Here is a 24451-nt window from a genome sequence, read left to right on the forward strand (position 1 = left end):
CTAGACCTCGGAGTGGGCCTTGAGCCGCATCAGGCCGCTCGCTATTGCTTTGGCCCTGCGGGTGCCGACGCCATCCACCTCGTCAAGCTGCTCAGAGGACGCCTTCATGATGCCCGGGAGCGAGTCGAAACGAGCCACCAGCCGGTTTGTGACGCCTGCCGGCAATGCCGGCAACTGCGCAAGCACTCGGTACCCCCGCGAGTAGACGTGCTGCTCCGCGCGGTCTATGGCATCCAACCCAAGCTCGTGCGCGACAGCATCCGACTCGAGCAGCCTCTCGAGCGGAAGCTCCGCAAAACGGCCGAGGAGCGAGGCCGCTTCACGCAGCGAAGGATCGGCGGCATAGTCCCGGGTGAGAAGCAGGTACTGGTCCTCCACGTTGGCGGTCAGCTCATCTGCCTGCATCCTGATGAGCCTTCCGTCGGTGCCAAGCTGCGCAATATACCGTGTGACTTCCTTGGAAACGCGCCGAACCATCTCGAATCGCCCGACGGCCTCTGCCACATTGCCTATGGTGACGAGATCGTAGAACTCTAGATGGGTAAGCCGGTCAAGAACCTCGTCGAGCCTCGTGCGGTAGTTCTGAAGCGTCTGCAACGCCTGATTGGCTTTCGCCAAGACGACCTCGATATCCTCGAGGGCGACTCGGCGGCCGCGCAAGTAGAGGCTAACGACTTCGCGACGCTGAGACACCGAAAGAACCAGCGCGTGTGTCTGACGACTCACCCGCTCGGCGGTCCGGTGGCGCATTCCCGTCTCGGTGGTCAGAAGCGATGAATCGGGCACGAGGTGCACGTTGGCTCGGATGATCCTCTCCCCACCCTCATCAAGAATGATGGCGCCGTCCATCTTGGCGAGTTCGAAGAGGCGCTGCGGAGAAAACGGCGTATCTATGACGAATCCGCCATCGCACAGCTCGTCGACCGCATCCGTGTCCCCCATTACGATCAGGGCTCCGGTGCGTGCCGACAGAATCATGTCGAGCCCCTCGCGTAGCCGCGTTCCCGGCGCGACCTTTTCGAGTTCCTGGTGCATCAGGTCCTTCCCTCGCTGCTCAGCCACCTGCGCCTCCGACTTCGGATTCGTGTAGGAACCACACACGCGCAATCAGCGCTGTTACAGCATACCAAGCGCGTCGTTCACCGTCGCCACATTCACGAGTCCTTGTACCGAGGTTTTTCCCGCCGACGCCGAAGCTGCGCCCAATACTCTGCTCATCCCCAGCCGAGAAGCCTCGCGCACCCGATCGGCGGCTCGCGAGACCGGCTTGACCTGTCCTGTGAGTCCAAGTTCGCCAAAGGCGCCGATATCTATCGGCACGGGAACGTCCTTTCGCGCCGAAGCGAGCGCGAGGGCGAGAGGCAGATCGACGGCAGGCTCGGTCACCCGAAGGCCACCGGCAACTGACACGTACACATCCTGTCCGGCGAAGGACAGCCCTGCCCGACGCTCAAGCACGGCGAGCACCTGCAGCAGGCGCGCAAGGTCGATACCGGTGGCAAGCCTTCTCGGCGCTGGCAGATAACTCGGCGTGACAAGCGCCTGTACCTCGACAAGCAGCGTCCTCGATCCTTCCACGGCCGCCATGACTGCCGATCCGGGAACGGCCTTGGTTCGCTCGGCCAAGAGCGTGGCCGACGGAGAGTCAACCCCCGCAAGCCCCGCCTCGCCCATCTCGAAGACGCCTATCTCACCTGAAGGACCGAACCGGTTCTTGACCGCACGAACGATCCGGAAGGAATGGTCCCGGTCACCCTCGAAGTAGAGCACGACGTCGACCATGTGCTCCAACATGCGAGGCCCCGCTATCGCGCCGTCCTTCGTCACGTGGCCGACAAGGAACGTAGTCACGCCGAGGTCCTTTGCGACTCGCATCAGCCGCGACGTGCACGCACGAATCTGCCCGACACTACCAGGCGCGCCACCGGCATCCGGGTCAAATGCGGTCTGAATGGAATCGATAACCAGCACACCGGGCTTGCGCTCCCGCACGACCTGCTCGACTACCGAGATATCAACCTCCGGCAGAAGCGCGATGCGACTCGAAACCGCCCCGAGCCGTTTGGCGCGAAGCCCGATCTGCTGAGGTGACTCCTCGCCACACACATAGAGGACGTCGGAGCCTCCCATGCCGAGAGCATCCGCGACCTGCAATAGAAGAGTTGACTTCCCTATTCCCGGTTCGCCACCGAGTAGCAGGAGCGAGCCCGCTACGAGCCCTCCGCCGAGCGCGCGGTCGAACTCGGGCACACCAGAGGAGGTGCGAACCGCTTGGGTATTCCCGACAGCGGAAAGCGACACCGGGGCCGCAGCGAGGACGCCCGACCGCTCGTTTCCGACCGGTCGGACGTCCTCCTCGGAAAACGTCCCGTACTCGCCACATTCAGGACAGCGGCCGATCCATCGCGACGCAGTGGTACCGCAGTTCCCGCAGCACCAGACGCTTCGCGATTTCGCCACCGTCTTGGCTACTCGCCCGACAAGCTGCCGAGAGTGTGGCTGCCGCCCGCCGCAGAGCCGCGATTCGGCGCAGTCACCCCCGGTCGCATGTCACTTTCCGCTTTGCGCTCTCGCGGAACCTTGACCGGTACCACGATGCGTCCTTCTCCACGGCGAAACGCAGGTCGGTCGTTCTCGACGAATACCTCGATCACGTCGCCAGTAGTCCAGTTGCCCGCGAGGATCTGCTCCGAGAGCGGGTCTTCGAGCAGGCGCTGGATCGCCCTGCGCAACGGCCGAGCTCCGAGTGTTGAATCGAAGCCTTCGGCGGCCAGCAGCTTGCGCGCCTCCGCGGTGAGCGTGATCCCGAAGCCCTGCAGAAGCAGCTGATCCCTCAGTCTGTCCACCATGAGATCGACAATCTGTTCGATCTGCTCGGGAGTCAGGTCATGGAAGACGATGACGTCGTCGACGCGGTTCAGGAACTCAGGTCTGAATGCCTTCTTCAGTTCGCCGGTTACTCGATCCTTGACGGTGTCGTACGAAAGGGCGCCGCCGGCACTGCTCGGAGCAAACCCCAGCGTCTTATTCTTTACGATGTCGCGCGCGCCGATGTTGCTTGTCATGATGACTATGGCGTTCTTGAAGTTCACGCGCCGTCCTTGAGCATCGGTAAGACGGCCCTCTTCGAGAATCTGAAGAAGGACATTGAACACATCCGGATGTGCTTTCTCGATCTCGTCGAACAGGATGACCGAGTATGGCTTGCGGCGGACCTGCTCGGTGAGCTGACCGCCCTCGTCGAACCCAACGTATCCCGGAGGCGAGCCTATCAGGCGCGAAACCGTGTGCTTCTCCATGTACTCCGACATGTCGAGCGAGATCATGGAGTCTTCGCTCCCGAACAGGAACTGCGCGAGCGCTTTCGAGAGCTCCGTCTTCCCTACGCCTGAAGGGCCCAAGAAGATGAACGACCCCGAAGGACGCTTCGGATCCTTCAGGCCCGCACGCGAGCGCCTGATGGCTTTGCTGACTGCCGTCACTGCTTCGTCTTGACCGACGATCCGCTCATGCAGCACGGTTTCCATGCGCAAGAGCTTTTCTGTCTCCTCTTCAGTGAGGGCAGTGACGGGAACGCCTGTCCACATCGAGACGACCTCGGCGATCTCCTTCTCGGTCACTTCGACGACCCTGTGGTTGTCGGGTTTGAGCCATTCCTCTTCCACAGCACGCTTCTCGCCGAGAACCTGCTTTTCGCTGTCGCGCAGCGAGGCGGCCTTCTCGAACTCCTGCGCTTCGATTGCGGCTTCCTTCTCGGCACGGACGCGGCGAAGCCGCTCTTCGACCTCTTTGACGCCGGGAGGAGCCGTCATCATCATGATGCGCATCTTCGCGCCGGCCTCGTCGACAAGGTCGATGGCTTTGTCCGGCAGGAACCGATCCGAGATGTAGCGATCTGAAAGGGTTACCGCGGCCTGAAGCGCTTCGTCGGTGATGCTGACGCGGTGGTGCGCCTCGTAGCGATCACGCAGGCCTTTGAGAATCTCGACCGTCTCCTCAGGCGAGGGTTCGCCGACGGTGATCGGCTGAAAACGGCGCTCAAGGGCCGGATCCTTCTCCACGTACTTGCGATACTCGTTGAGTGTGGTCGCCCCAATAGTCTGGAGCTCGCCGCGTGCCAATGCGGGCTTGATGATGCTGGCCGCATCGATGGCACCTTCAGCCGCGCCCGCACCTACGAGTGTGTGCATCTCGTCAACGAACAGAATGATATCGCCGCGCTCACGAATCTCCTTTATGACCTTCTTGAGCCTGTCCTCAAACTCGCCGCGGTACTTGCTGCCCGCGACAAGTGCCGCAAGGTCAAGTGTGTAGAGCTGCTTGTCCTTGATCGTCTCGGGAACCTCGTCGTTGGCAATCCGCTGGGCCAAACCCTCGGCGACAGCGGTCTTACCCACTCCGGGCTCTCCAATGAGGACGGGATTGTTCTTCGTACGCCGGGACAGGATCTGCATCACGCGCTCGATCTCGCGCTCTCGGCCGATGACGGGGTCGAGCTTGCCCTCACGAGCTTGACGGGTCAAGTTGCGCCCGAACTCATCGAGCATGCTGTTCCCGCTACCACTGCCTCCGCGTCTCTCCTCACCCGCCTCTGTAGGACGGCCGTAGTGACCGGAGAGAAGCTGGATCACTGCCGAGCGGACCTTGTCGAGGTCGGCACCGAGGTTGAGCAGCACCTGCGCGGCAACACCTTCGCCTTCGCGAATAAGGCCCAGCAGGATGTGTTCGGTTCCGATGTAGTTGTGCCCGAGCTGCAACGCTTCGCGCAATGAAAGCTCGAGAACTTTCTTGGCCCGCGGCGTGAACGGAATGTGTCCGGTCGGCACGAACGTCCCCCGGCCGATAAGGTCCTCAACTTGGGCATGCACGTCTTCCAGGGAGATACTGAGCGACTCGATGGCGCGTGCGGCGATACCATCCTGCTCGCGAATCAGCCCAAGAAGAAGATGCTCGGTACCGATGTAGTTCTGGTTGAGCAGACGCGCCTCTTCTTGCGCGTACACGATGACTTTCTTGGCTTTCTCAGTGAATCGCTCGAACATATGCCCGGGCCTCCTATCTGGAACGGCCGTAGGGACGACCGGTAGACTCCCATACTTGACTATATTGTGGAGTATACCCGTCCACACCGACACAGACTGCAGTTTCGCATGAAGAAGCAAGCCTAATGCCACAAATGTGAGTCTGCCACACTTAGATTTCTACGCGAATCTCGGAGCGGGGCCACTAAGCCAGCTATTTGCCGGAGCTTTCGACCGGGCGGCTTTGGGTTTCCGGACGCATATGCGGGAACAGCAATACGTCGCGGATCGAGGGCGAATCGGTCAGCAGCATGACCAGCCTATCGATGCCGATGCCCATGCCGCCCGCCGGGGGCATGCCATATTCCATCGCCCGGAGATAGTCTTCGTCATACCCCATCGCCTCGTCATCGCCGGCTGTCTTGGCCTCGATTTGCGCGGCGAATCTCTCTCGCTGATCCACGGGATCCACCAGTTCAGAGAAGGCGTTTGCGAACTCTCGGCCGGTGATAATCAACTCAAATCTCTCGGTGAGCTCAGGCTGACCGGGCTTCTTTCGGGCAAGAGGCGACGTTTCGAGCGGGTACTCCGTGACAAACGTCGGTTGTTCGAGATTACGCTCCACGAGCTTCTCGAAGAGTTCGGTGATGAGCTTGCCCTTGCCCCAAGATGGCTGCACCGGCACTTCGTGTTTGGCGCACAGTTCGCTGAGATCGCCAACAGAACGCCCGAAGGACACATCCTCGCCGGCTGCGTCGCTTGTCAGGTCAATCATGGTCGCCCGGCGCCAAGGCGCGCCCAAGTCCACATCGACGCCTTGATAGGTGATCACCGTCGTGCCTAGGACTTCGCTTGCTGCCGTGCGCACAAGTCCCTCGGTCAGATCCATCATGCCTTCGAGGTTCGTGAAGGCCTGATACGCCTCCATCATGGTGAACTCCGGGTTGTGGCGAACAGAAACGCCTTCGTTTCGAAACGAACGGTTGATCTCGTAGACACGCTCGAACCCGCCGACGAGCAGCCGCTTCAGGTAAAGCTCCGGAGCGATGCGCAGATAGAGAGGCATGTCCAATGCGTTGTGATGAGTGATGAATGGGCGAGCCGTCGCGCCGCCGGGGATCGGGTGCAGCATGGGCGTCTCGACCTCAAGATAGCCGAGCGACTCCATGTAGCGTCTGATCGCCGCAATCACGCGGAACCGCGTCTCGAAGACCGAGCGCACCTCAGGATTCGCGATCAAGTCCACATAGCGCTGACGATAGCGCGTCTCCGTGTCGGAGAGGCCGTGGTACTTCTCGGGAAGCGGCCTCAGGGCCTTCGAGAGGAGCGCGACCTGCGTCGGCGCCACCGAGAGCTCGCCTCGGCGAGTCCTCAGAACCACTCCGGTCGCGCCAACCCAGTCACCCAGATCGAGGTCTTTCACCACCTCGAAGCCCGACTCGCCCAACACATTGATTCTCGTGAAGAGTTGCAGGTCCCCCGTCGAATCGCGGATTACGAGGAACACGATCTTGCCCTGATCCCGCTTTGCCACTAGGCGACCAGCGACAGACACGATCTCCTCGGTATCCGCGCCGGGTTCAAGCGCCGAGTAGCGCTCCTCGAGTTCTGCTGAACGAGCCGACACGGGCCAGCTGTCCCGATACGGCTCCTCGCCCGCCGCCAACAGCGCATCGTACTTGGCGCGCCTGACGGCAAACGGATCGTCCACAACTGCAGCGGACGGATCGGGGTTGATGTGCTCGCTCTCGCTCATCGGACTATCGGGATATCGCGAGAACGCGATACTCGATGACCTTGCCCGAGGGTGTCGTGACGGCCACGCTGTCGCCCTTCTTGCGGCCGAGAATAGCCTGCCCAACGGGTGACTCGTTGCTGAGTTTGTTATTCGCCGGGTCGGCCTCTGCCGAGCCGACAAGCTGAAATGTGTTGACCGCGCCACCTGGCGACTCCAGCTCGATCTTGCTGCCAAGCGTCACGCGGTCAGGATTCTTTTTAGGCGCATCGATGATCGTGGCACGGGCAAGTATCTGCGTGACCTCGATAATGCGGCTTTCAACCCACGCTTGCTCGTTCTTGGCGTCGTCATACTCGGAGTTCTCGGATATGTCTCCGAACTCCTTTGCTTCCTTGATGCGCTCTCCGACTTCTCGCCGACGCACAGTCTCAAGGTGTCGAAGCTCTTCTTCAAGCTTCGCCTGACCTTCCGGCGTAAGAGCGATCTCTTTATTCATAAGGGCAACCCCCGTGTCAGACACTCGCGGTAAACAATGACTGCGACAACGCGAGAGCTGCCCCCCTATTCAAGGTGAGCAGCCCGCTAAATGTCCCCGAAAGTATATACGAACGATGGGCGTCTACAAGTACCCAGCCCAACTCGGAAAAACCCAATCGCTTGAACCGCTAAGAATGCTTGGCACCCGTCTCGGCTTTGACCGACTTCGAGGGCCCTTGGGCGTGCTCGGCCTCGACGATACTGTCGCTCTTGATGTTCTCGCGAAACGCTTTCATCGTCTTGCCAAACGACCGACCAAGATCGGGCAAACGCTTGGGCGCGAACAGGATCAGAAGAACAATCCCGATCAGAATCAAACCATAGGGCTCAAGGATCTTCACGGTTCTCGCTGTTCCTAGCTCTTGGAAGCGGTTTCCGACTTCTTCTCGGACTTGGCCTCGGCTTCATCGCCCGCTTCGGCATCCTCGTCTTTGCCCTCAACGCCATCGCGGATCGACTTCATCGTCTTGCCGAGAGACTTGCCCAGCTGCGGAAGCTGCTTGGGGCCAAAGATCAAAAGTACGATAACCAAGATGATAATAAGAACCTGTGGCTCGAAGAGCTTCATGAGTGCCTCCAACGTATCCTTGAATCAGCCGATATGCCCTCGGCCGGTTTACTCTGCAACTAGCTTACCATCAGTGCAGCGACCCTGCTATTCCTTCTGCTTCAGATAGATAGTAGAGGGTGTGTAGCAACTCCCGGACCGGATCCGTGTTGTGCAGCGTGACGGTCTCGGGCACGGTTACGAAAGCTGTCGAATAGTTCACTATCGCGCGGACACCAGCGGCGCAAAGACGATCGGCTGTGTTCTGCGCAAAATCGGCGGGAACGGCCAGAACGCCGAAACGAATGCCTTTCTCGGACACTACGCGCTCAAGCTCGGTGACGGGAATGACCGTAAGACCACCCACTCGGGTGCCGACCTTCTCGGGGTCGTTGTCAAACAAAGCGCCGACCACAAACCCGTGAGTGCGGAGTCCGTCGTACTGCACGATGGCCGAGCCGAGGTGTCCTGCCCCAACCACCGCCACCTGCTGCTCGTGATCAGAGCCCAGAATCCGCTGGATTCGATCGGTGAGCATGGTGATTTCGTAGCCCACCCCACGCTTCCCAAACTGCCCGAAATGCGCAAGATCCCTGCGTATTTGTGCGGCATTGACCTCAGTAAGGGTCGATAGCCGAGCCGATGAGACCGTCTGCGCCCCGCCATTTCTCAAGTGAAGCAGCACGTTGAGATACGAAGGCAGGCGTTCTATGACTCCGTGCGGTATGGGCTGATTCCGCGCAAGAATAGCCACGTAAGGACCCCGAATCGTTGCCGGACGATACCGTCATCGTAGCCACTGCAACAGGCGCCTGCAAGCGCCTGTATGTGCGCACCCGAGCGGATCCGCGCGCGCCGTGCAAGTGCAAGCTACCCCTACACATCGGTACTCTGGACGAGCCTGAGTACATCTGATCGAGTGACTATGCCGGCCAGGTGGCCGTCGCGCACCACAAGAAGCGCACCCGGGCTTTCGCCGGCAAGACGCCCAAGAACTGAGACGATCGGAGTGTTGACCGAGACACTAAGCTTCGCGAGGTTGCGGTTCGTAATGTCGATCACTGACACGCGAGGCCAGTCCACTCGAGCCACGGACTTCACATCCGCCAGCGACACAACGCCGACGATCTCCCCGCCGTGCATCACCGGATAGCGGCTGTGCCTTCTCCCAAGCAGGTGCTCCTGAACGAGCGCCTCTACACTGATCTCACCCAATACATAGTCGGGATTCGGGCTCATCACCTTGCCCACAACCGCATCGGCAATGCGAGTCTTCAGCTGCTGCTCACTGTAGGAAGCTCCGGCTAGCCACGCTATGAACCAACCGACTAACCCAAACCAGATGAAGTCTGTGCGACCGCCCAACACCATCAGTGCGGCGACCGTGGCCATTGCCCATCCGATAGCTTGTCCCGAACGCGCCGCCCACCGTGTCGCCTTGGACGAATCACCTGTAACCGCCCAGACGGCCGAGCGAAAGACCCGCCCACCGTCGAGGGGGAAGCCCGGGAGCAGATTGAAAGCACCCAGGAAGAGATTGATGGTCGCGAGATACTGCAAAGGCGCCCAAGCCCACCACGCAGCTCCACGCGCAATCGCGATCACGTAGCCTAGATAGCACAGCCCAGCAATGATCAGGCTGCTCAGAGGCCCGGCGGAGGCCATGAAGAACTCCTTGCCCGGAGTCGCGGGTTCCTCGGAGATCTGCGCTACCCCGCCGAATACGAACAGTGTGATCTTGTCCACGCTGCCGCCTTGGGCGCGCGTCACGAGCGAATGGCTCAGTTCATGCGCTAGGACGGACCCGAAGAAGAGAACCGTCGTCGTTACGCCCACCAAGGCGTATAGCCACGATGGGGCACCGTGGGCAGCCGGAATCGCGGGATAGTATCCGCTACTCAACGTGAACGCGACGAGAGTGAAGATGATCGTCCAGCTCAAGTTAATCTCGAATGGAATACCGAAGATCTTGCCAAGACGAATAGAGGGAACGTCGAACATTCGCGCCTCCTGAAGACCATCCGTTTCGTCCGCACATCCAGAATGCTCATACCCCGAAGGGCTACATTGCAGCCCCTTCGGCGGTTGTTCTCGGGATGGGCCGACCTATCCACTTCACGCCGTAAGCCGGGAGTACTGGGCGTCCTCGTCCACCGCGTGAGGCCTGTCGTCCTCGACAGCCTTGGGTGCATACAGCGGACGGCGGAACAGGTTCGCAGCGTCCGTCCAAACCTCATCTGCGCGCGCCGCACCGCGAAGCAGCGAGGAGAAGCCGGCGGCCTTGGCATCGAGGTTGTCTGCATGGTGAAGCAGCAGAGCCTCGAGAGTGGAAGGCTTCTTCGGCGAGCCCCACTCCAACTCCCCGTGATGGGAGAGAACCGCGTGTTCAAGCTGCATGGCACGTTCTGCGGGCAGCTGTCTTCCCACGCGTTCAACCGCCGAGTGCAAACGCCTCATGCCGAGCACGACGTGCCCGACTAGCCTGCCTTCGTCTGTGTACTCAATCGCAGTCTCGAACGACAGCTCGTCACACTTGCCGACATCGTGCAGCAAGGCTGCTGTGACAAGCAGGTCGCGGTCGACAGCGGGATACTGCTCCGAAAGGGAGACACAGAGCCTTGCGACTGCGACCGAATGCTCAAGCAATCCCCCGAGATACGCATGGTGATGCGACTGCGAACCGGGGCAACGGCAGAATAGCCCAAAGTATCGAGCCTCGCCGAACACCGCTCGCAACACGCGCGACATTCCTTGGTCCGAAACACTTCGAACCAATGCCCGAAACTGCGCCTGAAGTTCGGGGATCGATGAGACCCCAGCGGCGATCATATCTGCAGGATCGTGATTCTCGGCAGGAGTGAGCGCAACGACTGAGATGCGCTTCATTCCCCGATACACCGTGACCGTACCTTGGATATGTACCACGGACCCGACAGGAACCGCCAAGGCCCCTCCTGAGGGGCGAAACAGCACCGCCGGCAACTGGCCCGTACGATCGGCAAGCTCAAGGCTCAGGTACGGATCACCGGCTCGAGACGAGCGCACCTCCTTTGCGCGCAATGCAAAGGGGGCGTCGACTTTCATGCCCTCAGCCAGCTCGTTGACATAGTCCTTCTTCATGGTGCGCTGCCTCTCCGCAATCCGCGCATCACTGCGCCTCATGTCAGAAGGTAGCTTTGAGCTCTGACATTCTGAAGACGCCGAGAAGACTTGATCAGCCGGTCGCCTTCATCCTCACGCTTGTCCCCGTTTCCACCCCATAACGGTCGATTGCGCTTCCCCGGTTCACCGCAAGAGTCAGCCAGCCCGAAGCGTCACTCAGGAATACGGGGTCTCCGTCAGGAACGTCGGAGTATGTCTGACAGAACGGAACGACGAGATTGTTGTGACCAAGATCCACGCTAATCTTGGCGACACCCAAGCCCAATTCTGAAATGTCTTCAACCGGAATGTTGAAATGCAGCGAGCCAAATCGGTCCGACTCAAGAACTACGCATAGAACGTACCTGTCTTCCACGCGGTAGCTCCCAAACGGAGCCGGCACAAGGGAATCCTCGTCCACGGATTCACCTAATGACTCCGGTTTAACCCCGCAGGCAAGCGCAGCGGCAGCCGGTGCGAGCACATCATGTGCGCGGAACGTAGCATGCGGGCCACGACCGTTGATTTTGGCCGGGTCGAGGGCAAAGACGGCACGGATCCCGCCTGCCCTTAGTGCAGCAGGTAGCAGAACCCCATTGTCGGGGCCGACAATGCGCGCGCCTGTCTTCGTCAGTATGCATAGGTTTCGACCACCCGCTCCCCCGCCGGGATCTACCATTACGAGATGAATTGCGTCCGGAAGCTGATAGACGCCGGCTGCCGCCATCGCCGCACCAGCGCGAATATCGAAAGGCGACACGTGGTGACTGAGATCAACGATATGCGCCTGCGGACAAGCCCGCATGATCACCGCATGACACACGCCGACCGATGGATCCATCAGGCCAAAGTCAGAGACAAAGGAGATTATCTGCACGAGTCGCTACCTTCTTCCAGCGTTTTCTACGACCTGACGGACAAAGAGCGAACGCGCATTCTCCGTCTGATATGGTGTTACCCATCCACTAGGAGGTTTCCATGCCGATCACGATGAAGACTTGGCAACTAATCGCAGTATGCTTCCTCGCCGCCGCTGTTTTGCCGGGCTGCTCGGCGAAGGCTCCGACCTACTTGGACCGTGGTGCCTCCTACTCAGACGAGTCGGTGAAATCCTTGTATGCCCAGGTCGACATCACCGCAATCTCCAAACAGGTCGATCCGAACGTGGTGGAGATGCGACACAACGCTTTGACGGCGCTCCGCCGGCAGGGCGGGGAAGCCGCTGACGCTGCGAGCATCATCACGAATGCATTTCCTGCTGACATGCGCGGCATCCCAGTGTACGTTGAACGGGCTGCGGTAAATGGCACGAGAGCGTTGATCGTCGTCGAAGCCACTGGTCCTGTAGGTGCCCCGTTGACCTTGAAACGCCTCTGGGTGCTGGGGCTGGATGGCACTGTCATCTTCGCAGGCTCGCAGTAGCACCTGCCGTCGCTTCTAGCCGCAAAGCCTCATCCGAAAATGCTCCAGCACCTCTCCCGAGACACGGTCGCGCCAACCTCGCTCGATCTCCTGCCAGATGCCCTCGCCATCCCGACCCGAAGCCTGTAGGTCCGCGACTTCGGCCGCCACGATGTAGCAGGCCGATGCGCACCGCGCCGATGCGTCGCGCATCACCCGTCGTCTTACTACGGCGTCGAAGTAGGCACGCGCCCTACGTCGCGCAGATGGCGATGCCAGACCCGCACCTGAGCGGCGCAACATCATTACCGTTGCTCGGTTGGCTTCTTCTGCAATCGGCAAGGGAACCTCGCGTCTGCATGCAGCCTCCACCAGTGCGTCGAGGTACGCGCCATCCGCACACAGACTGCCTTGAATCGAAATCATCTGGCACCTCCATTCGAACTTATGTTCGTAATGAAGGTTACCTGCAGACTCTGACATCACCCTGACGGGTCGCCAAACCGCTCGGAACCTGGCTAGAAACGAGCGACGAGCGATTCAAGGAAGTGGCGCATCGCGCCTGCCGCCCATATTTCGGCGAAAGACAGCGCCAAGGCAACCACGAGCACAGGCCAAAGATCCCTCAGGCTGGTCGCCCTTCTCTCAAAGGGCGGTAGCACGCACAGGATCACGAGATTCACACAGCACAAAGCGCCGATGATCGCCACGGCAGTCAAAATGGGATAGACCTCGCCGAGAACGGGCGCGCCCCATCGGATGAGCGCAAAGCTCACGGGAACGGCACCCAGCCAGACCGCAAGTCGCCAACCGGGCGCGAGCACCCGCTCGGCAGAACTGCTGCACCATACCTCGTCGTTGAGGATGGGCGCCAGAATCGCCCCTAGGGCAAACCCGGCCGCAAGCCCGGTGATCAGACGCAAGTCGTTGGTCGTGGAACGCAGGCCAGAGTATTCCGTTACGCCGTCAACCGCCATGACACCAATCATGACCGCGACGGCGACCCACCCTGCGACGTTAGGGAACTCCCTCGGGTGACTCCCCCGGTGCAGGAGCGCGATCACGGCAAGCGAGACCACTATGCCGATGTAGATCCCGGTGTCGCGCGCACAGACAGGCAGCTGGATTCCGCCGCCAAGAAACGAACGCTCCGGCAGCTGATGGCATAGCCCATATCCGAGCCAGCAAAGAAATGACTGCAGCATACCTACCTACCCCGAAGAGCTGAAACGGCAGGCCGCGAAAGGCGACCTGCCGTCATGTCCGGATGGTCGGGATGGCGGGATTCGAACCCACGACCTCTCGGTCCCGAACCGAGCGCTCTACCAAGCTGAGCCACATCCCGGGCGGGCGCCATGCTAACATGCCACCGCCAGAATCGCAAAACGTCAGCTCGCCGAGCCGATTTCGAGCACGAGCGAGACCTCAACCGGAGCGCCCAGCGGCAGTTCTGCGACGCCCACCGCCTCCCTCGAATGTCGGCCCGCCTCGCCAAACGCGATGATCATTATCTCGCTCGCCCCATTGATCACTGCGGGCTGTCCACAGAATCCGGGAGCCGATACGACATAGCCCGTGACCTTCACCACGCGCGTCACTTCGTCGAGACTGCAGACAGTGGATGCAGCCGCAAGCGCATTGAGCGCGCACCGTCGAGCTGCTGCAGCAGCCACTTCGGCCGGAAGTTCCCCTCCGACAGCGCCCGCGACCTCTAGGACACCCTCGACCACGGGCAGTTGGCCGCTTGTGAACACCAACGATCCCGTCCGCACCGCTGGCAGATACGATCCCAGTGCCGGCGCCACCGCAGGCAGAACCAATCCTTCGCTCGCCAGACGATCGTCAACGACGCCCATAGACTCGCCTCTCTTTGGACCCGAAAGCACATTCAGCCTTTGTGCAGAAAGCAAACTGCTTCCCGATTGCGATTCATATACCCCTTGGGGTATTATGGTCACAAAGAATCTTACTCTGAAGACAGAGTAGCGGTAACGACACTACAAGAGAACATGGACGGTCCCAATGGCAGAAAGAGCGTTCATCGAACGGCCGAAATGCGATCAGAACCCGTCGTGCCCTGCTCGGCGGGTCTGCCCTCAGGGGGCGATCGTGCAGGAATCCGGAGCGTTCGTAGTCAGACAGGAGCGGTGCACCGGATGTGGCATTTGTATGAGAGTCTGTGCGCGAGGGGCCATCAATCTGGACCAATGATGGCAGAAAATGGGCATCACCGGGGCAGATAGCGATCCAGAAACAGCCCGAGGAGCCCCCGCTCCCAGAACCGGTCCCAAGCGTCTCCTGAAGCGTCAGTCGGAAGCGTTCTGTCGTAGCGCCGGCGCTTCTCGGCGTCACGCAGCGTCTGATACGCCTCGTTGATCTGTTGCATTCGGCGAGTGGCTCGCTCGCGCTCGGCCGATTCGACCTTGTCGGGGTGGTACTTCATCGACAATGCCTTGTATGCGCGCTCAACAACTTCAGGCTCGGCATGCCGAGCTATCTGAAGTGTCTTGTAGAAGTCAACGTTTCCCATCCTACCCACTTCCAAGAAGAGCGATCCGCAGCCCGCGGACAGCGCATATCATACCGCGGGAGGTTCCGCGGTCATGCGCGCGGCGATCTCGGCCGCAGCAACACCTGCCAAGACGAGCACCGCGCCCAAGACTTGCGGCGCCGTCAACCGTTCATGCAGCACGAACCACGCCAGCACCATGGTGAAGAGCGGCTCGAGTGTGGATACGACAGCTGCCTGTGACGGTCCCAAGCCCCGGATTCCTTCCAGGTAGAGGACTATCGCGACAAACGTCGGGACGAGCACTATGACACCCAGCAACCACCATACCGCTGGATGCCAACTGCCCGGCGAGAGCGACTGCCCGAGCACCAGCGCGAGAACCGCCGCCATCGCCCCGGCCGTGGCGAACGTGTACGTCATCATCACCATCTGCGATCGCCCGGGAAGCCACCGGTGCGACAACAGGTTGAACGAGGCATAGGTGACTGCTGCACCGAGGCCGAGCGCCACGCCCTGCCACGAGGCGTGCGCCGCGCCGCCGAACAGCCCCACGACCAGCGCGCACCCGACGAACGTCACCAACACCGCCGCACCGCGCTGCCACGTGGCCTTCTCGCCGAGGGCAAGCCAACTCACGACCGTGACAATCGCCGGATACGCGTAGAGCAATACGGCGACCACCGATGCGTCGGCGAACTTCAGTGCAAAGAAGAAGCAGATCGAGGCGGCTCCATATCCCGCAATCGCAAGGACGGCAAACCGCCCCAGATCGGAGCGCGGAACCAGCAGGGCCTTCTTGTTTCGCAGAGACGCAACCGTGCCGAGCAGAAGCGATGCGAACAGGAAACGCCAGGCCAACAGCGGAAGCGGAGTCGCGCCTTGCCCGTAGGCAAGCGGCGTCAGCACCGCGAGCGTGCCAAAGCACGCTGCTGAGACAATGACGATGATGAGGGATTGCCTGCGTGTCACGAGATGCCGCTTTCGGTCGATTGAATGGATCCACACTCCCAGACCTCTTGCCGCGAAGTCAAGCCGAATGCGTCTTTCGAACTCGTGATGATAGACTGCCACTGTCCAATCGAACGGAGTCGAGTCGATGAGCAAGCGTGTGAGCAGGCCAATTCTGTGGTTCTTCACGGTCGCATGGGCCGGCGGCATCTATGCCGCGTCCTCACTGCCTGGCTCCATCATTCCCGGTGGCTACTCCGAGGTCGGCCATCTCGGCGAGTATGCCGTGCTCGGCATATTGTTGTCCCTCGCACTGCGGGTTGATCGGCGAGTGGGCGTCGCCTTCGGGCTGGCCGTCCTGCTCGCGTCACTCTACGGCGCCGCCGACGAGTTCCACCAGCAGTTCGTCTTCATGCGGACTCCGGATATGAGCGACTGGGCGCTCGACACGGTCGGAGCATTTGGGGGCGCGACGCTGACCTGGCTCTTTGGCAGGGGCCGAGCCAAGAGGCGTGCTGCGGAGATCTCGGCCGAAATGCGCTAGGCGCTTGCGTGCCCAAGTCGACCGGGGTCAACTCCGAGTTGGCGAATCTTGATGCGGAAGTCATGCGCGTTGTGCGCCGTCGCAACAGCATCCTCAAGCGTGATCCGCCCTTCCCTGTACAAGGCCAGCAGGGACTGATCAAACGTCTGCATGCCATAGTAGCCGCCACCCGCTATTGCGTCGCGGATAAGCTGGGTCTTCTCGGGGTCCACGATGTATTCGCGGATCGTGCCGGTCATGACGAGCACCTCGACCGCCGGCACCAGTCCGCCTTGGGTGTCCGGGATGAGCCGAAGGGACACCACGCCCTTCAGGCTTGCCGCGAGAGAGAGTCGGACCTGCGTCTGCTGGTGGGTGGGAAAGAAATCGATGATGCGGCTTATCGTCTCCGTGGCGTCAACGGTATGCAGAGTCGAAAGCACGAACTTCCCGATCTCTGCCGCCGACATAGCAGCCGAGACGGTCTCGAGGTCGCGCATTTCGCCGATCAAGATCACGTCGGGATCCTGACGCACAACGTGACGAAGGGCTTCTTCGTAACTCGCGGTGTCAACGCCGATTTCGCGTTGATTGACGATGCACCGCTTGTCGGCGTGCAGTACTTCGATCGGATCTTCGATCGTGACGATATGTCCTTCTCGAGATTCGTTGATGTGATCGACGATGGATGCGAGAGTCGTTGTCTTGCCTGATCCTGCCGTCCCCGTGACGAGAACCAGGCCGCGTGGCTCGTTGGCGAGCTGGCGAAGAACGGGTGGCAGGCCGAGCTCTTCAAACGTCTCCCGTCGCGTGGCAACGCGGCGCAGCGTCATGCCGATAGTACCCCGCTGCTGAAACACGTTGACCCGGAAACGGGCGAGCCCTGCCAAGGAGTACGCGAAATCGATCTCATGCCGGGTCTCGAAGGCCGCGAACTGCTCTTCGGTCATGAAACCGACCGCAAGCTCGCGCACCCGCTCCGGAGTCATGACAGGCATGTCTTCAAGAACGGTAAGCTTCTTGTACAGGCGTACCGCGGGAGGGCTCCCCACCTTCAGATGCAGGTCGGAAGCACCCATGTCGCACACGGTCCTGAGCAGACTATCGATCTCCGGCACGAACGATCACGCCCCCATCCCGAAAAGACACACATGATGTCGAGCCGGACAGCCCACTACGGACGGCATGCCCCAACGTAGCCGCTTCGGTCAACAGGTTGGATCTTCACAACATCGCCGGTGTGAGGTGCGTCGATCATCATGCCCCCGCCGATGTAGATACCGACATGGCCGATCGGCGACCCGAAGAAGACGAGATCGCCCGGCTGTAGATCCGCCCGCGACACGCGCTCCCCATAACCGATCTGGGCTGCCGCACTATGCGGAAGATCAACACCGACCTGCGAGTACACGAACATCGTGAAGCCCGAGCAGTCAAAGGAGTTGGGCCCTGAACCACCCCAACGATAGGGCGCGCCAAGGTACTGTTTAGCGATGTTGACGACCTCGCTGCGCGCTGCGTGCGTCGGAGGCGGATAGTTGCCTCCACCTGAGCCGCTCTGCCATGACGAGGCCTGACGAGCCCTGTCAGCCGCTTCTTGCGCCTGAAGCTGCGCGACTTCCGCCTCGATGCCGGTGAGGAGCTTCTTGGCGTCGGCGAGATTCTGCGCGGCGCTCTTCTTCGCGCTGTCCATGATCGCAAGCTGCGCGGCCGAGTCCTTCTCCTTGGCCGCCAGATCCTCGTGGGCGGCCTGAGCCTCGATACGCGCCGCTTTGGTATCGGCGATGTACTTGGCGTCCGACTTGTTGAGCTCCTTGAGGACGTCCCAAGTGGAAGCGAACTGTTCGAAGGTTCGCGCGCCGAGAAGCACGTCGAGTACCCCAAGAACTCCTTGGCGATACATGGTGTTCACGCGAGTATACAGATGCGTCTGAAGTTGCTTGAGGCGCGCTTCAGCCGCATCGACGCGCGCCTGCGCGGTCTTTGTCTGTGCCAAGAGAGCTTCATGCTTGCTGTTCGCAACGTTGTAGTTGTCTTGAGCCACTTCATACTGGTTGTTGAGGTCATCGACCTTCGTCTTGGCGACCGCTGCTTGAGCCAGCTTCTCCGCAGACGTGACTGCGAAGGCCGGAGCGGCCGCCGCGAAGACGAGCGCGACGGCTAGCAAGAGGGCGGATAGCGTGCGAATAGGGCTCTTCAGTTCGTTTCCTCCTATACAGTCAGAGGAGAAGCCGGTGCGATTCTACCATCCGGACGGATCCCGGTCGAACGCCAGACATATGGCATCGAGGAGGAGAACGGCTGCTCTCTGGTCTTTTCTCTCTTCATCTTCGCCTGTGTCGCCAAGTTCGACAACAAGATCCGGACATCCGGACCTGACCGACGACAACGCAGTGAACAAACGGGAGGAAAGCGCCACGGCGCCATCCATACGAACCACTGGCTTCCCACAAGCAGGTGTCGTGCCACATCCCAACAGGTGGAACACAACCGTCTTTGCCGGCGGCTGTTCACCCTCAATGCCGAACCGTATCAAGGCTTCTGGCTCACTAGCCTGCGCAAGGTTGACCAGGCGCCGAGCAACGCGCGCGCCTGAGGCGTCATCTCCTAAGACGATCAAGTGAACCCGCTTCAGTACATCTGCTATTCGCGCCGGCTTCGTGCGTGCCGCGGAATGTGCGCCAGAGTCCTTGCCTTCCCACACATGCCGCAGGTTCAGCAGGGTGTTTGATGTCTCGGGCCCGACGATGCCGTCGGCCGGCAAGCCGACGTTGCGTTGGTACTCGCGCACAGCCCGCTCGCAGAACGTGCCAAAGATACCGTCGGCCTGGCCGCAGGCAAAACCAAGGACGTTTAATGCACACTGCAACGTGAGCACGTCGTTTCCGTGGAAATGGGGCAACCGTAGATACAGCATCCGGTCGCCAAGCGTGAATCCTGCATCGACTAGAGCAGCCCACGTGCTTTCGCCCACAACGCTATCCTCGGCGAGATGCCTTTCCTGCTGGAATACGCGCACGGCATCCGCGGTCTTGCCGAGGAACACGCCATCGACACCCGTCGGGCCAAGGTCGTAACCAAGGGCCAGCAGGCGGCGCTGAATATCTTCTACGGCGGGACCGCGGTCACTGGGTCGCACTGCTCTCATTGCAGGCGCAACTCCTCGAATCGGCAAGAAAGTCGCTGTCGAAGTCTAACACGAAGAATCGCTCGGCCATGGCGCGGGGAACAACCTACAACGTGACACCACAATAAATCCGCATCACGTCCTTGCGCGCCTCGACAGAAGCGTAAGCCTGTATAGTGTGCCCAACGATATGTCTGCGTCCTACGGGAGAACTCTAAGAATGAAGGCACTTCACGTTCTGGTACGAATACTCGGGGTGTTCATGGCCATGGCATTGCTTGCTGCGGCCGGAGCCATGACCTGGGCGGCAATCAACGACTTCCAAAGCCGGGAGACCGTGCCGAACGGAGTCGTTGTCGCGGAGCGCTCTCTGGCAGGCATGAACGCGGCTCAGGCCCGCAGCACCATCGCGACTGCGGTTTCCACCCCGCTGTTGGCGGAGGTGTCCGTGGACGCAAGCGGACAGGCCCTGACCTTTGACCCCGAACCCGCGGTATCGATTGACGTCGACAAGATGCTCGCGCAGGCGTATTCGTCGCGCAGCAGCGCACCGTTTCTCGGCCGCCTTCAGCATGATCTCCTCGGCAGCTCGCTGTCGGTGAACGTAACGACCGAGTTCTCGATCGATGAAAGCGCGGTGAAGTCGTGGGTTGCCGACGTGGCGTCGAAAGTCGATACGCAACCGGTAGATGCCACGCGTGAGATTGTTGGTTACGAACTTGTCGCCCAGCCATCGTCACCTGGAGTGACGGTCGATCAGACTGCGACGACTGCCGCGATTGTCAAGGCACTTACGAGCGAGACAAAGAAGGTCCCGCTGAGCGTCAAGCTCACCCCTGCGGCGGTGACTGAGCTGAGCTTCGGGAAGACCATCGTCGTATCGCTTTCAGAGCGCCGCGTTCGGCTCTACGACGGCGCCACGCTCATAAGGACGTACCCGTGTGCGGTCGGAATGTCTGGATACTCCACGCCTGTCGGCGACTGGAAGGTCGTCGACAGGCAGTACATGCCAACGTGGGGAAACCCCGGCAGTGACTGGGCAAAGGACATGCCTGCAACGATTCCCCCGGGACCCGGCAACCCGCTGGGCACCAGAGCGTTAGCCCTGAGCGCCCCCTACATTCTGTTCCACGGAACCAGCGACACCGGCTCGATCGGCACAGCCGCCAGCCATGGGTGCATGAGGATGTATCAGCAAGACATCGAGGAGATGTACGAGCTGGTGCCCGTCGGAACGCCCGTGTACATCCGCAAGTAGGCGCGCCCCGCTTAGTCGAGGTAGGTCACTGAGGTTGTGATCCCGGCCGCCTCAAGATAGCCGCGAGCACGCCGTGCTTCTGCCGCGTCGAGTTGCAGGGCTATGCCGCACGGGGCTCCAGTCGCTACCGGGGGCGCAATGGGCACCGCGTCGACTCCCATGTCCGCAAGAATCGCCTCGGCGGACAGTGCGTCATGCGTCGAAGCGAATCCGAAGACAGCGAATGTGCAGGACTCATCGGCATCGCCAGGTACCATCGCGCGATCCTCCCCTTGGGCAAGAGATGCAGACGTTGCCGCACAATCATACGCTCGCAAGCGGACAGCCCGCGGTATACTGCAGGTTATTGAGAATCATTCTCAATAAGACTGCTGCAGCGCGGCCGAATCGAAGGGAGCCTCGTGAGCCATGTGAAGTGTCGTGACACGGCGTTCTCCGGGGGGCGCGCCACCTCGCAACGACGCGCGATCGTCGAAGTAGCCGAGTCGCTCAAGGGCGCCTTCACGGTATCAGAACTCGCTGAGGCCGTGCGCCGGCATGATTGCGCAATGGGCACTGCAACCGTTTACCGTGCGGTGACAGCACTGGAGGCAAGCGGCTGGCTGGAGCGAGTGGGCCAGCGCGGCGAGAGTGCACTCTTCGCGCGATGCCTTGCCGAGGACGACCATCACCACCACCTGGTCTGCGACGGCTGTGGGCGTGTCTCGGCGACCCAATGCCCCCTGCCGGGCGGTTCGACAGCGGCCTCGACACAGGACGGTTTCGTCATCACCCGGCACGAGGTCACGCTCTACGGCCTGTGCGCCGACTGTCGCCGGACGGACGGCTAGGCTCCCATGTCGCACATCCACATACCTGACGGCGTACTCCCGGTGTGGCTGTGGCTGCCGGGATGGCTGCTCGCGCTGGCGCTTGTCATCGCGGCCGGACGCTACTCTGAGCGCGCGGATGTGCGGCGCAAGGTGCCTCTGCTCGCGGTACTCTCGGCGCTGATGCTGGTGGCGATGTCGAGTGAGATCGTGCCCATCGCCTACCACATCAACCTGACTGTCGTTGCTGGTGTGCTCCTCGGCCCGGTGCTTTCGGTGATCGCCGCCTTCATCGTACAGATCGTGCTCGCCATGCTGGGGCATGGCGGGGTAACCGTACTCGGGCTCAATATGCTGATGACCTCCGCCGAGATGATCCTAGGCTGGGCGCTGTTCCGGGCGGGGGTTCGCCTGCTGTCACGCACGCGGGTGCGTCCTGCCGCCGCTGCGGCGACAGTCGTCACGCTGGCGATCACGACCACGCTGCTTGTCGGGTTGGTCGCGCTTTCGGGAGGCGGGGCCGCAACCGCGCGCGAGACCGGCGCCCTGAACCCCACGACGCTTTCGTTTGCGAACCCGTTCACGGGTGGAATCGTGAGCGTGGAGCTCTTTTCGGGAGGCGAGCATCCGGCTGCCGAGGAGACGGCGCTCTCTGTGAAGCGGTTCGCGGCCATCGTCTACACACTGGGCTCGATAGGCTGGATGATCGAAGCGCTCATCACCGCCTGGATTCTGGGCTACATTGCACGAATGCGGCCCGGGCTGCTTTGGGGCAGAGCGCCCGGCGAGGCTGCGCTCGAGCATCGGACCATCGGCCATGAGAGCGGGGGGCGTTAGATGGACATCGGAGCCATCGACCGCTCGGCCACCACAGGAGCTGGCTGGCTGCACGGCGTCTCGCCGATCTCGAAGCTGGTGGCGTTTGCGCTCGTGCTGGCCGCCATCATTGTGAGCTGGAACGTGTTCGCCCTCTGTGCGCTGCTGCTGGCGCTCGTTGCTTGCGTCGTCTCGGCGGGCGTGCGGCTCCGTGTGGCGTTCACACTCGCCGCCTACCCAGGGCTGTTCGCCGTCATCTTCGCGCTCGCCTCGGCCCCCGACTTCCTCACCGGAGTCGTCATCGTCATGAAAGCACTCTCGGCAGGGCTGGCCGCCGTGACCGTCGTCATGACCACGCCATACCCGCAGATCTTCGCTCCCGTGCAGCGCGTGGTGCCCGGAATCGTGGGAGACGCGCTGCTCATGACGTACCGCGCGATGTTCCTGCTGCTGGGCAAGTTCGACAGCTTACTGCGTGCCGTGCGCCTGCGCTCCGGTGTGCGTGGCACGCATCCCGTGCAGGCCGCGCGCTCCAGCGTCCGAGCGCTTGGCGGGTTGATGCTCTACTCGTTCGACCTCGCCCAACGCGACTACGACATCATGCGGCTGCGCGGCTACTCCGGTCGCCTGCGCGCGACCCTGCCGAGAAGCCGCAACCGTCGCCGGGATGCAGCGCTACTCGCAGCCGCGCTGCTCATGCTTGCGACCGCCATCGCTTGGCGCTTCGGGACGCCCACGCTGAGCGCGTACAGCTGGCTCTTGCCGATTCCCGCGCTGGCACTTCTTGCCGCCGCCCCCCTCGCCCGACGGAGGATCTAGATGACGCCCATGTCGCCCGCCTCAGCCACCGAAATCGCGCGAGTTTCCTGCGTGCGGCATTCCTACGAGGACGGTACCAGCGTCCACCTGTGCGGCATCGACTTTGTCGCGCTCCGGGGCACGCGCACAGCCCTTCTCGGCGCAAACGGTTCCGGCAAGACGACGCTGCTCTACCACATACTCGGACTCTTCAAGGCGCAGGAGGGCGAAGTGCGTGTCTTCGATGTCGACCCCGCTGACGAGTGGCCCGCGATCCGCCGCAGGATCGGTGTCGTGCTGCAGAACGTCGACGAGCAGCTCCTCATGCCCACCGTCTTCGACGACGTCGCATTCTCGCCCCGCCAGTACGGCCTCGCCGAGAAGGACGTGCTTGAGCGGGTCTCGGCTACGCTCGAACTGCTCGGCATCAGCGAGCTTGCCGAGCGCACGCCGCACGATCTCTCAGGCGGAGAGAAACGCAAGGTCGCACTCGCGGGAGCGCTCGTGATGGAACCGGAGCTGCTGGTGCTCGACGAGCCTTTCGAGGGGCTGGACCCGGCAGCTCGCGAGGCGCTGGTCACTCTCATCGAACGGCTCGCCAAGGATCGCGGTGTCACCGTCATCATGTCGACGCACGATATCGACTCAGTCGCCGAGCTCGCCGACTTCGCCTACATCCTGGCGCCGGGCGGCGAGATCGTGTTGCGCGGCACGCCCGAGCAGGTCTTCGCGCAGGCCGAGTTGATGGCGCGCAGCAACATCAGGCCGCCGGTGCTCGCCGAGCTGTTCGCGCAGATGCGAGCCGCGGCTCCTGACACGCCGGACGCTCGGCTCACTGTCGCCGAAGCGGCAGAGGCGCTGTTGGAGTGGCGCGAAGGCGCTTAGAAGGGAATCGCGCCATCAATGGCAGACGCTTGAAGTCGAAGAGATACAGCGCGAACCAACCCTCCACGATTCGACTTCAAGCAAATCGCCGGCTCAGGGGCTCCAAGTTGCGGAGCCCCGGGCCGGTGATTTGCTGTCACCCAAACTGCAGAGGCCTTTGATTATGTTGCACTCGGCGGCCTTGTTGGTGCACTGGGAGCCTTTGGGGCACCAGAAACCGGCGGCGCGCCCTTGGGGGGCACTGCGGCGGCAACGACCATTGTTGAGACGATTGCAGCACCACACTCAGCGCAGACGGTGACACCAATCATATTCTCGGCGCCGCATTCATGACACTTGTTCTTCTCGACTTTGGCGGTCGGCGGTCTGAAACACATCTTGTTTTTCCTT

The 24451-nt window shown here is 61.4% G+C and carries 28 protein-coding genes and 1 tRNA gene; 8 read left to right on the top strand and 21 right to left on the bottom strand.

The window, feature by feature from the left end:
• From disA to HGA39_03570, 11 genes are all read right to left on the bottom strand, one after another.
• A complete protein-coding gene (gene disA / locus HGA39_03520; protein NTW28416.1) occupies window positions 1-1035 on the bottom strand; it encodes a DNA integrity scanning protein DisA in 1035 nt (344 codons plus the stop codon).
• Window positions 1036-1116: 81 nt separating this feature from the next.
• Entirely contained in the window at window positions 1117-2460 is a 1344-nt protein-coding gene (gene radA / locus HGA39_03525) for a DNA repair protein RadA (protein ID NTW28417.1), read from the bottom strand.
• A gap of 8 nt (window positions 2461-2468) precedes the next feature.
• A complete protein-coding gene (locus tag HGA39_03530) occupies window positions 2469-5042 on the bottom strand; it encodes an ATP-dependent Clp protease ATP-binding subunit (protein NTW28418.1) in 2574 nt (857 codons plus the stop codon).
• A gap of 193 nt (window positions 5043-5235) precedes the next feature.
• On the bottom strand, window positions 5236-6777 hold the full coding sequence (gene lysS / locus HGA39_03535; GenBank protein ID NTW28419.1) for a lysine--tRNA ligase: 1542 nt from the start codon (window positions 6775-6777) through the stop codon (window positions 5236-5238).
• Between the two features lie 4 nt (window positions 6778-6781).
• Window positions 6782-7255 carry a transcription elongation factor GreA gene (greA, locus tag HGA39_03540; protein ID NTW28420.1) on the bottom strand — a complete coding sequence of 158 codons (474 nt, stop codon included), beginning with the start codon at window positions 7253-7255 and terminating at the stop codon, window positions 6782-6784.
• A 169-nt stretch (window positions 7256-7424) separates the two neighbouring features.
• Complete coding sequence (locus HGA39_03545; protein NTW28421.1) at window positions 7425-7631, bottom strand: twin-arginine translocase TatA/TatE family subunit; 207 nt, start codon at window positions 7629-7631, stop codon at window positions 7425-7427.
• 20 nt (window positions 7632-7651) lie between these two features.
• Window positions 7652-7864, bottom strand: coding sequence for a twin-arginine translocase TatA/TatE family subunit (gene tatA / locus HGA39_03550; GenBank protein NTW28422.1), 213 nt, complete (start codon window positions 7862-7864; stop codon window positions 7652-7654).
• Between the two features lie 70 nt (window positions 7865-7934).
• Window positions 7935-8597 carry a redox-sensing transcriptional repressor Rex gene (locus tag HGA39_03555; protein NTW28423.1) on the bottom strand — a complete coding sequence of 221 codons (663 nt, stop codon included), beginning with the start codon at window positions 8595-8597 and terminating at the stop codon, window positions 7935-7937.
• A 122-nt stretch (window positions 8598-8719) separates the two neighbouring features.
• The gene (locus HGA39_03560; protein NTW28424.1) at window positions 8720-9844 is read right to left on the bottom strand and encodes a CBS domain-containing protein; all 1125 of its coding nucleotides are present in this window, start codon (window positions 9842-9844) and stop codon (window positions 8720-8722) included.
• A gap of 114 nt (window positions 9845-9958) precedes the next feature.
• On the bottom strand, window positions 9959-10963 hold the full coding sequence (locus HGA39_03565; GenBank protein NTW28425.1) for an HD domain-containing protein: 1005 nt from the start codon (window positions 10961-10963) through the stop codon (window positions 9959-9961).
• Between the two features lie 94 nt (window positions 10964-11057).
• Complete coding sequence (locus tag HGA39_03570; GenBank protein NTW28426.1) at window positions 11058-11861, bottom strand: SAM-dependent chlorinase/fluorinase; 804 nt, start codon at window positions 11859-11861, stop codon at window positions 11058-11060.
• 101 nt (window positions 11862-11962) lie between these two features.
• On the opposite strand from HGA39_03570, the gene HGA39_03575 reads away from it, so the two are divergent.
• On the top strand, window positions 11963-12406 hold the full coding sequence (locus HGA39_03575; protein ID NTW28427.1) for a hypothetical protein: 444 nt from the start codon (window positions 11963-11965) through the stop codon (window positions 12404-12406).
• Between the two features lie 15 nt (window positions 12407-12421).
• Here the strand turns inward: HGA39_03575 and HGA39_03580 are convergent, their stop codons facing one another.
• From HGA39_03580 to HGA39_03595, 4 genes are all read right to left on the bottom strand, one after another.
• Complete coding sequence (locus HGA39_03580) at window positions 12422-12811, bottom strand: hypothetical protein (protein ID NTW28428.1); 390 nt, start codon at window positions 12809-12811, stop codon at window positions 12422-12424.
• A gap of 92 nt (window positions 12812-12903) precedes the next feature.
• Entirely contained in the window at window positions 12904-13590 is a 687-nt protein-coding gene (locus HGA39_03585) for a DUF2085 domain-containing protein (GenBank protein NTW28429.1), read from the bottom strand.
• 63 nt (window positions 13591-13653) lie between these two features.
• Window positions 13654-13730 (bottom strand) — tRNA-Pro (locus HGA39_03590).
• A gap of 43 nt (window positions 13731-13773) precedes the next feature.
• A complete protein-coding gene (locus HGA39_03595) occupies window positions 13774-14241 on the bottom strand; it encodes a RidA family protein (protein ID NTW28430.1) in 468 nt (155 codons plus the stop codon).
• A 166-nt stretch (window positions 14242-14407) separates the two neighbouring features.
• Here HGA39_03595 and HGA39_03600 point away from each other — a divergent pair, with 166 nt between their 5' ends.
• Window positions 14408-14596 (top strand): 4Fe-4S binding protein, encoded by a 189-nt coding sequence (locus tag HGA39_03600; protein NTW28431.1) that lies wholly within the window; start codon window positions 14408-14410, stop codon window positions 14594-14596.
• A 16-nt stretch (window positions 14597-14612) separates the two neighbouring features.
• Here HGA39_03600 and HGA39_03605 read toward each other — a convergent pair whose 3' ends face one another.
• Both HGA39_03605 and HGA39_03610 read right to left on the bottom strand, forming a co-directional pair.
• Window positions 14613-14915 (bottom strand): DnaJ domain-containing protein, encoded by a 303-nt coding sequence (locus HGA39_03605; protein ID NTW28432.1) that lies wholly within the window; start codon window positions 14913-14915, stop codon window positions 14613-14615.
• Window positions 14916-14963: 48 nt separating this feature from the next.
• The gene (locus HGA39_03610) at window positions 14964-15902 is read right to left on the bottom strand and encodes an EamA family transporter (GenBank protein NTW28433.1); all 939 of its coding nucleotides are present in this window, start codon (window positions 15900-15902) and stop codon (window positions 14964-14966) included.
• Window positions 15903-15993: 91 nt separating this feature from the next.
• On the opposite strand from HGA39_03610, the gene vanZ reads away from it, so the two are divergent.
• Window positions 15994-16389: a VanZ family protein gene (gene vanZ, locus HGA39_03615; GenBank protein ID NTW28434.1), complete on the top strand. Its 396-nt coding sequence runs from the start codon at window positions 15994-15996 to the stop codon at window positions 16387-16389.
• Here vanZ and HGA39_03620 read toward each other — a convergent pair.
• The 3 genes from HGA39_03620 to HGA39_03630 all read right to left on the bottom strand — a co-directional run bounded on the left by HGA39_03620 (window position 16386) and on the right by HGA39_03630 (window position 19516).
• Window positions 16386-17447, bottom strand: a complete 1062-nt coding sequence (locus tag HGA39_03620; GenBank protein NTW28435.1) for a PilT/PilU family type 4a pilus ATPase — start codon at window positions 17445-17447, stop codon at window positions 16386-16388. The genes vanZ and HGA39_03620 overlap by 4 nt on opposite strands.
• A 95-nt stretch (window positions 17448-17542) precedes the next feature.
• Entirely contained in the window at window positions 17543-18271 is a 729-nt protein-coding gene (locus HGA39_03625; protein ID NTW28436.1) for a hypothetical protein, read from the bottom strand.
• Window positions 18272-18610: 339 nt separating this feature from the next.
• Window positions 18611-19516, bottom strand: a complete 906-nt coding sequence (locus HGA39_03630; protein NTW28437.1) for a peptidoglycan-binding protein — start codon at window positions 19514-19516, stop codon at window positions 18611-18613.
• Between the two features lie 199 nt (window positions 19517-19715).
• Here HGA39_03630 and HGA39_03635 point away from each other — a divergent pair, with 199 nt between their 5' ends.
• Window positions 19716-20753, top strand: coding sequence for a L,D-transpeptidase family protein (locus HGA39_03635; protein NTW28438.1), 1038 nt, complete (start codon window positions 19716-19718; stop codon window positions 20751-20753).
• 11 nt (window positions 20754-20764) lie between these two features.
• Here HGA39_03635 and HGA39_03640 read toward each other — a convergent pair whose 3' ends face one another.
• Complete coding sequence (locus tag HGA39_03640) at window positions 20765-21010, bottom strand: DUF3343 domain-containing protein (GenBank protein NTW28439.1); 246 nt, start codon at window positions 21008-21010, stop codon at window positions 20765-20767.
• Window positions 21011-21154: 144 nt separating this feature from the next.
• On the opposite strand from HGA39_03640, the gene HGA39_03645 reads away from it, so the two are divergent.
• From HGA39_03645 to HGA39_03660, 4 genes are read left to right on the top strand one after another with little or no spacing between them, the layout of a single operon-like run.
• Window positions 21155-21583, top strand: coding sequence for a transcriptional repressor (locus HGA39_03645; protein ID NTW28440.1), 429 nt, complete (start codon window positions 21155-21157; stop codon window positions 21581-21583).
• 6 nt (window positions 21584-21589) lie between these two features.
• Window positions 21590-22399 (top strand): hypothetical protein, encoded by an 810-nt coding sequence (locus HGA39_03650; protein NTW28441.1) that lies wholly within the window; start codon window positions 21590-21592, stop codon window positions 22397-22399.
• Complete coding sequence (locus tag HGA39_03655) at window positions 22400-23197, top strand: energy-coupling factor transporter transmembrane protein EcfT (GenBank protein ID NTW28442.1); 798 nt, start codon at window positions 22400-22402, stop codon at window positions 23195-23197.
• Complete coding sequence (locus HGA39_03660; protein NTW28443.1) at window positions 23198-24061, top strand: ATP-binding cassette domain-containing protein; 864 nt, start codon at window positions 23198-23200, stop codon at window positions 24059-24061. It abuts the gene before it with no gap.
• Window positions 24062-24451 lie beyond the last annotated feature (390 nt).

It is taken from the genome of Coriobacteriia bacterium, from assembly GCA_013336165.1.
Lineage (GTDB): Bacteria > Actinomycetota > Coriobacteriia > Anaerosomatales > JAAXUF01 > JAAXUF01.

What these genes read in the sequence shown, in the direction of transcription:
- disA (NTW28416.1), bottom strand. Translation starts at nt 1,035, where the DNA reads ATGCACCAGGAACTCGAAAAGGTCGCGCCGGGAACGCGGCTACGCGAG.
- HGA39_03530 (NTW28418.1), bottom strand. Translation starts at nt 5,042, where the DNA reads ATGTTCGAGCGATTCACTGAGAAAGCCAAGAAAGTCATCGTGTACGCG.
- lysS (NTW28419.1), bottom strand. Translation starts at nt 6,777, where the DNA reads ATGAGCGAGAGCGAGCACATCAACCCCGATCCGTCCGCTGCAGTTGTG.
- greA (NTW28420.1), bottom strand. Translation starts at nt 7,255, where the DNA reads ATGAATAAAGAGATCGCTCTTACGCCGGAAGGTCAGGCGAAGCTTGAA.
- tatA (NTW28422.1), bottom strand. Translation starts at nt 7,864, where the DNA reads ATGAAGCTCTTCGAGCCACAGGTTCTTATTATCATCTTGGTTATCGTA.
- HGA39_03560 (NTW28424.1), bottom strand. Translation starts at nt 9,844, where the DNA reads ATGTTCGACGTTCCCTCTATTCGTCTTGGCAAGATCTTCGGTATTCCA.
- HGA39_03565 (NTW28425.1), bottom strand. Translation starts at nt 10,963, where the DNA reads ATGAAGAAGGACTATGTCAACGAGCTGGCTGAGGGCATGAAAGTCGAC.
- HGA39_03575 (NTW28427.1), top strand. Translation starts at nt 11,963, where the DNA reads ATGCCGATCACGATGAAGACTTGGCAACTAATCGCAGTATGCTTCCTC.
- HGA39_03580 (NTW28428.1), bottom strand. Translation starts at nt 12,811, where the DNA reads ATGATTTCGATTCAAGGCAGTCTGTGTGCGGATGGCGCGTACCTCGAC.
- HGA39_03585 (NTW28429.1), bottom strand. Translation starts at nt 13,590, where the DNA reads ATGCTGCAGTCATTTCTTTGCTGGCTCGGATATGGGCTATGCCATCAG.
- HGA39_03595 (NTW28430.1), bottom strand. Translation starts at nt 14,241, where the DNA reads ATGGGCGTCGTTGACGATCGTCTGGCGAGCGAAGGATTGGTTCTGCCT.
- HGA39_03600 (NTW28431.1), top strand. Translation starts at nt 14,408, where the DNA reads ATGGCAGAAAGAGCGTTCATCGAACGGCCGAAATGCGATCAGAACCCG.
- HGA39_03605 (NTW28432.1), bottom strand. Translation starts at nt 14,915, where the DNA reads ATGGGAAACGTTGACTTCTACAAGACACTTCAGATAGCTCGGCATGCC.
- vanZ (NTW28434.1), top strand. Translation starts at nt 15,994, where the DNA reads ATGAGCAAGCGTGTGAGCAGGCCAATTCTGTGGTTCTTCACGGTCGCA.
- HGA39_03620 (NTW28435.1), bottom strand. Translation starts at nt 17,447, where the DNA reads ATGGGTGCTTCCGACCTGCATCTGAAGGTGGGGAGCCCTCCCGCGGTA.
- HGA39_03625 (NTW28436.1), bottom strand. Translation starts at nt 18,271, where the DNA reads ATGTATCGCCAAGGAGTTCTTGGGGTACTCGACGTGCTTCTCGGCGCG.
- HGA39_03630 (NTW28437.1), bottom strand. Translation starts at nt 19,516, where the DNA reads ATGAGAGCAGTGCGACCCAGTGACCGCGGTCCCGCCGTAGAAGATATT.
- HGA39_03635 (NTW28438.1), top strand. Translation starts at nt 19,716, where the DNA reads ATGAAGGCACTTCACGTTCTGGTACGAATACTCGGGGTGTTCATGGCC.
- HGA39_03640 (NTW28439.1), bottom strand. Translation starts at nt 21,010, where the DNA reads ATGGTACCTGGCGATGCCGATGAGTCCTGCACATTCGCTGTCTTCGGA.
- HGA39_03650 (NTW28441.1), top strand. Translation starts at nt 21,590, where the DNA reads ATGTCGCACATCCACATACCTGACGGCGTACTCCCGGTGTGGCTGTGG.
- HGA39_03655 (NTW28442.1), top strand. Translation starts at nt 22,400, where the DNA reads ATGGACATCGGAGCCATCGACCGCTCGGCCACCACAGGAGCTGGCTGG.
- HGA39_03660 (NTW28443.1), top strand. Translation starts at nt 23,198, where the DNA reads ATGACGCCCATGTCGCCCGCCTCAGCCACCGAAATCGCGCGAGTTTCC.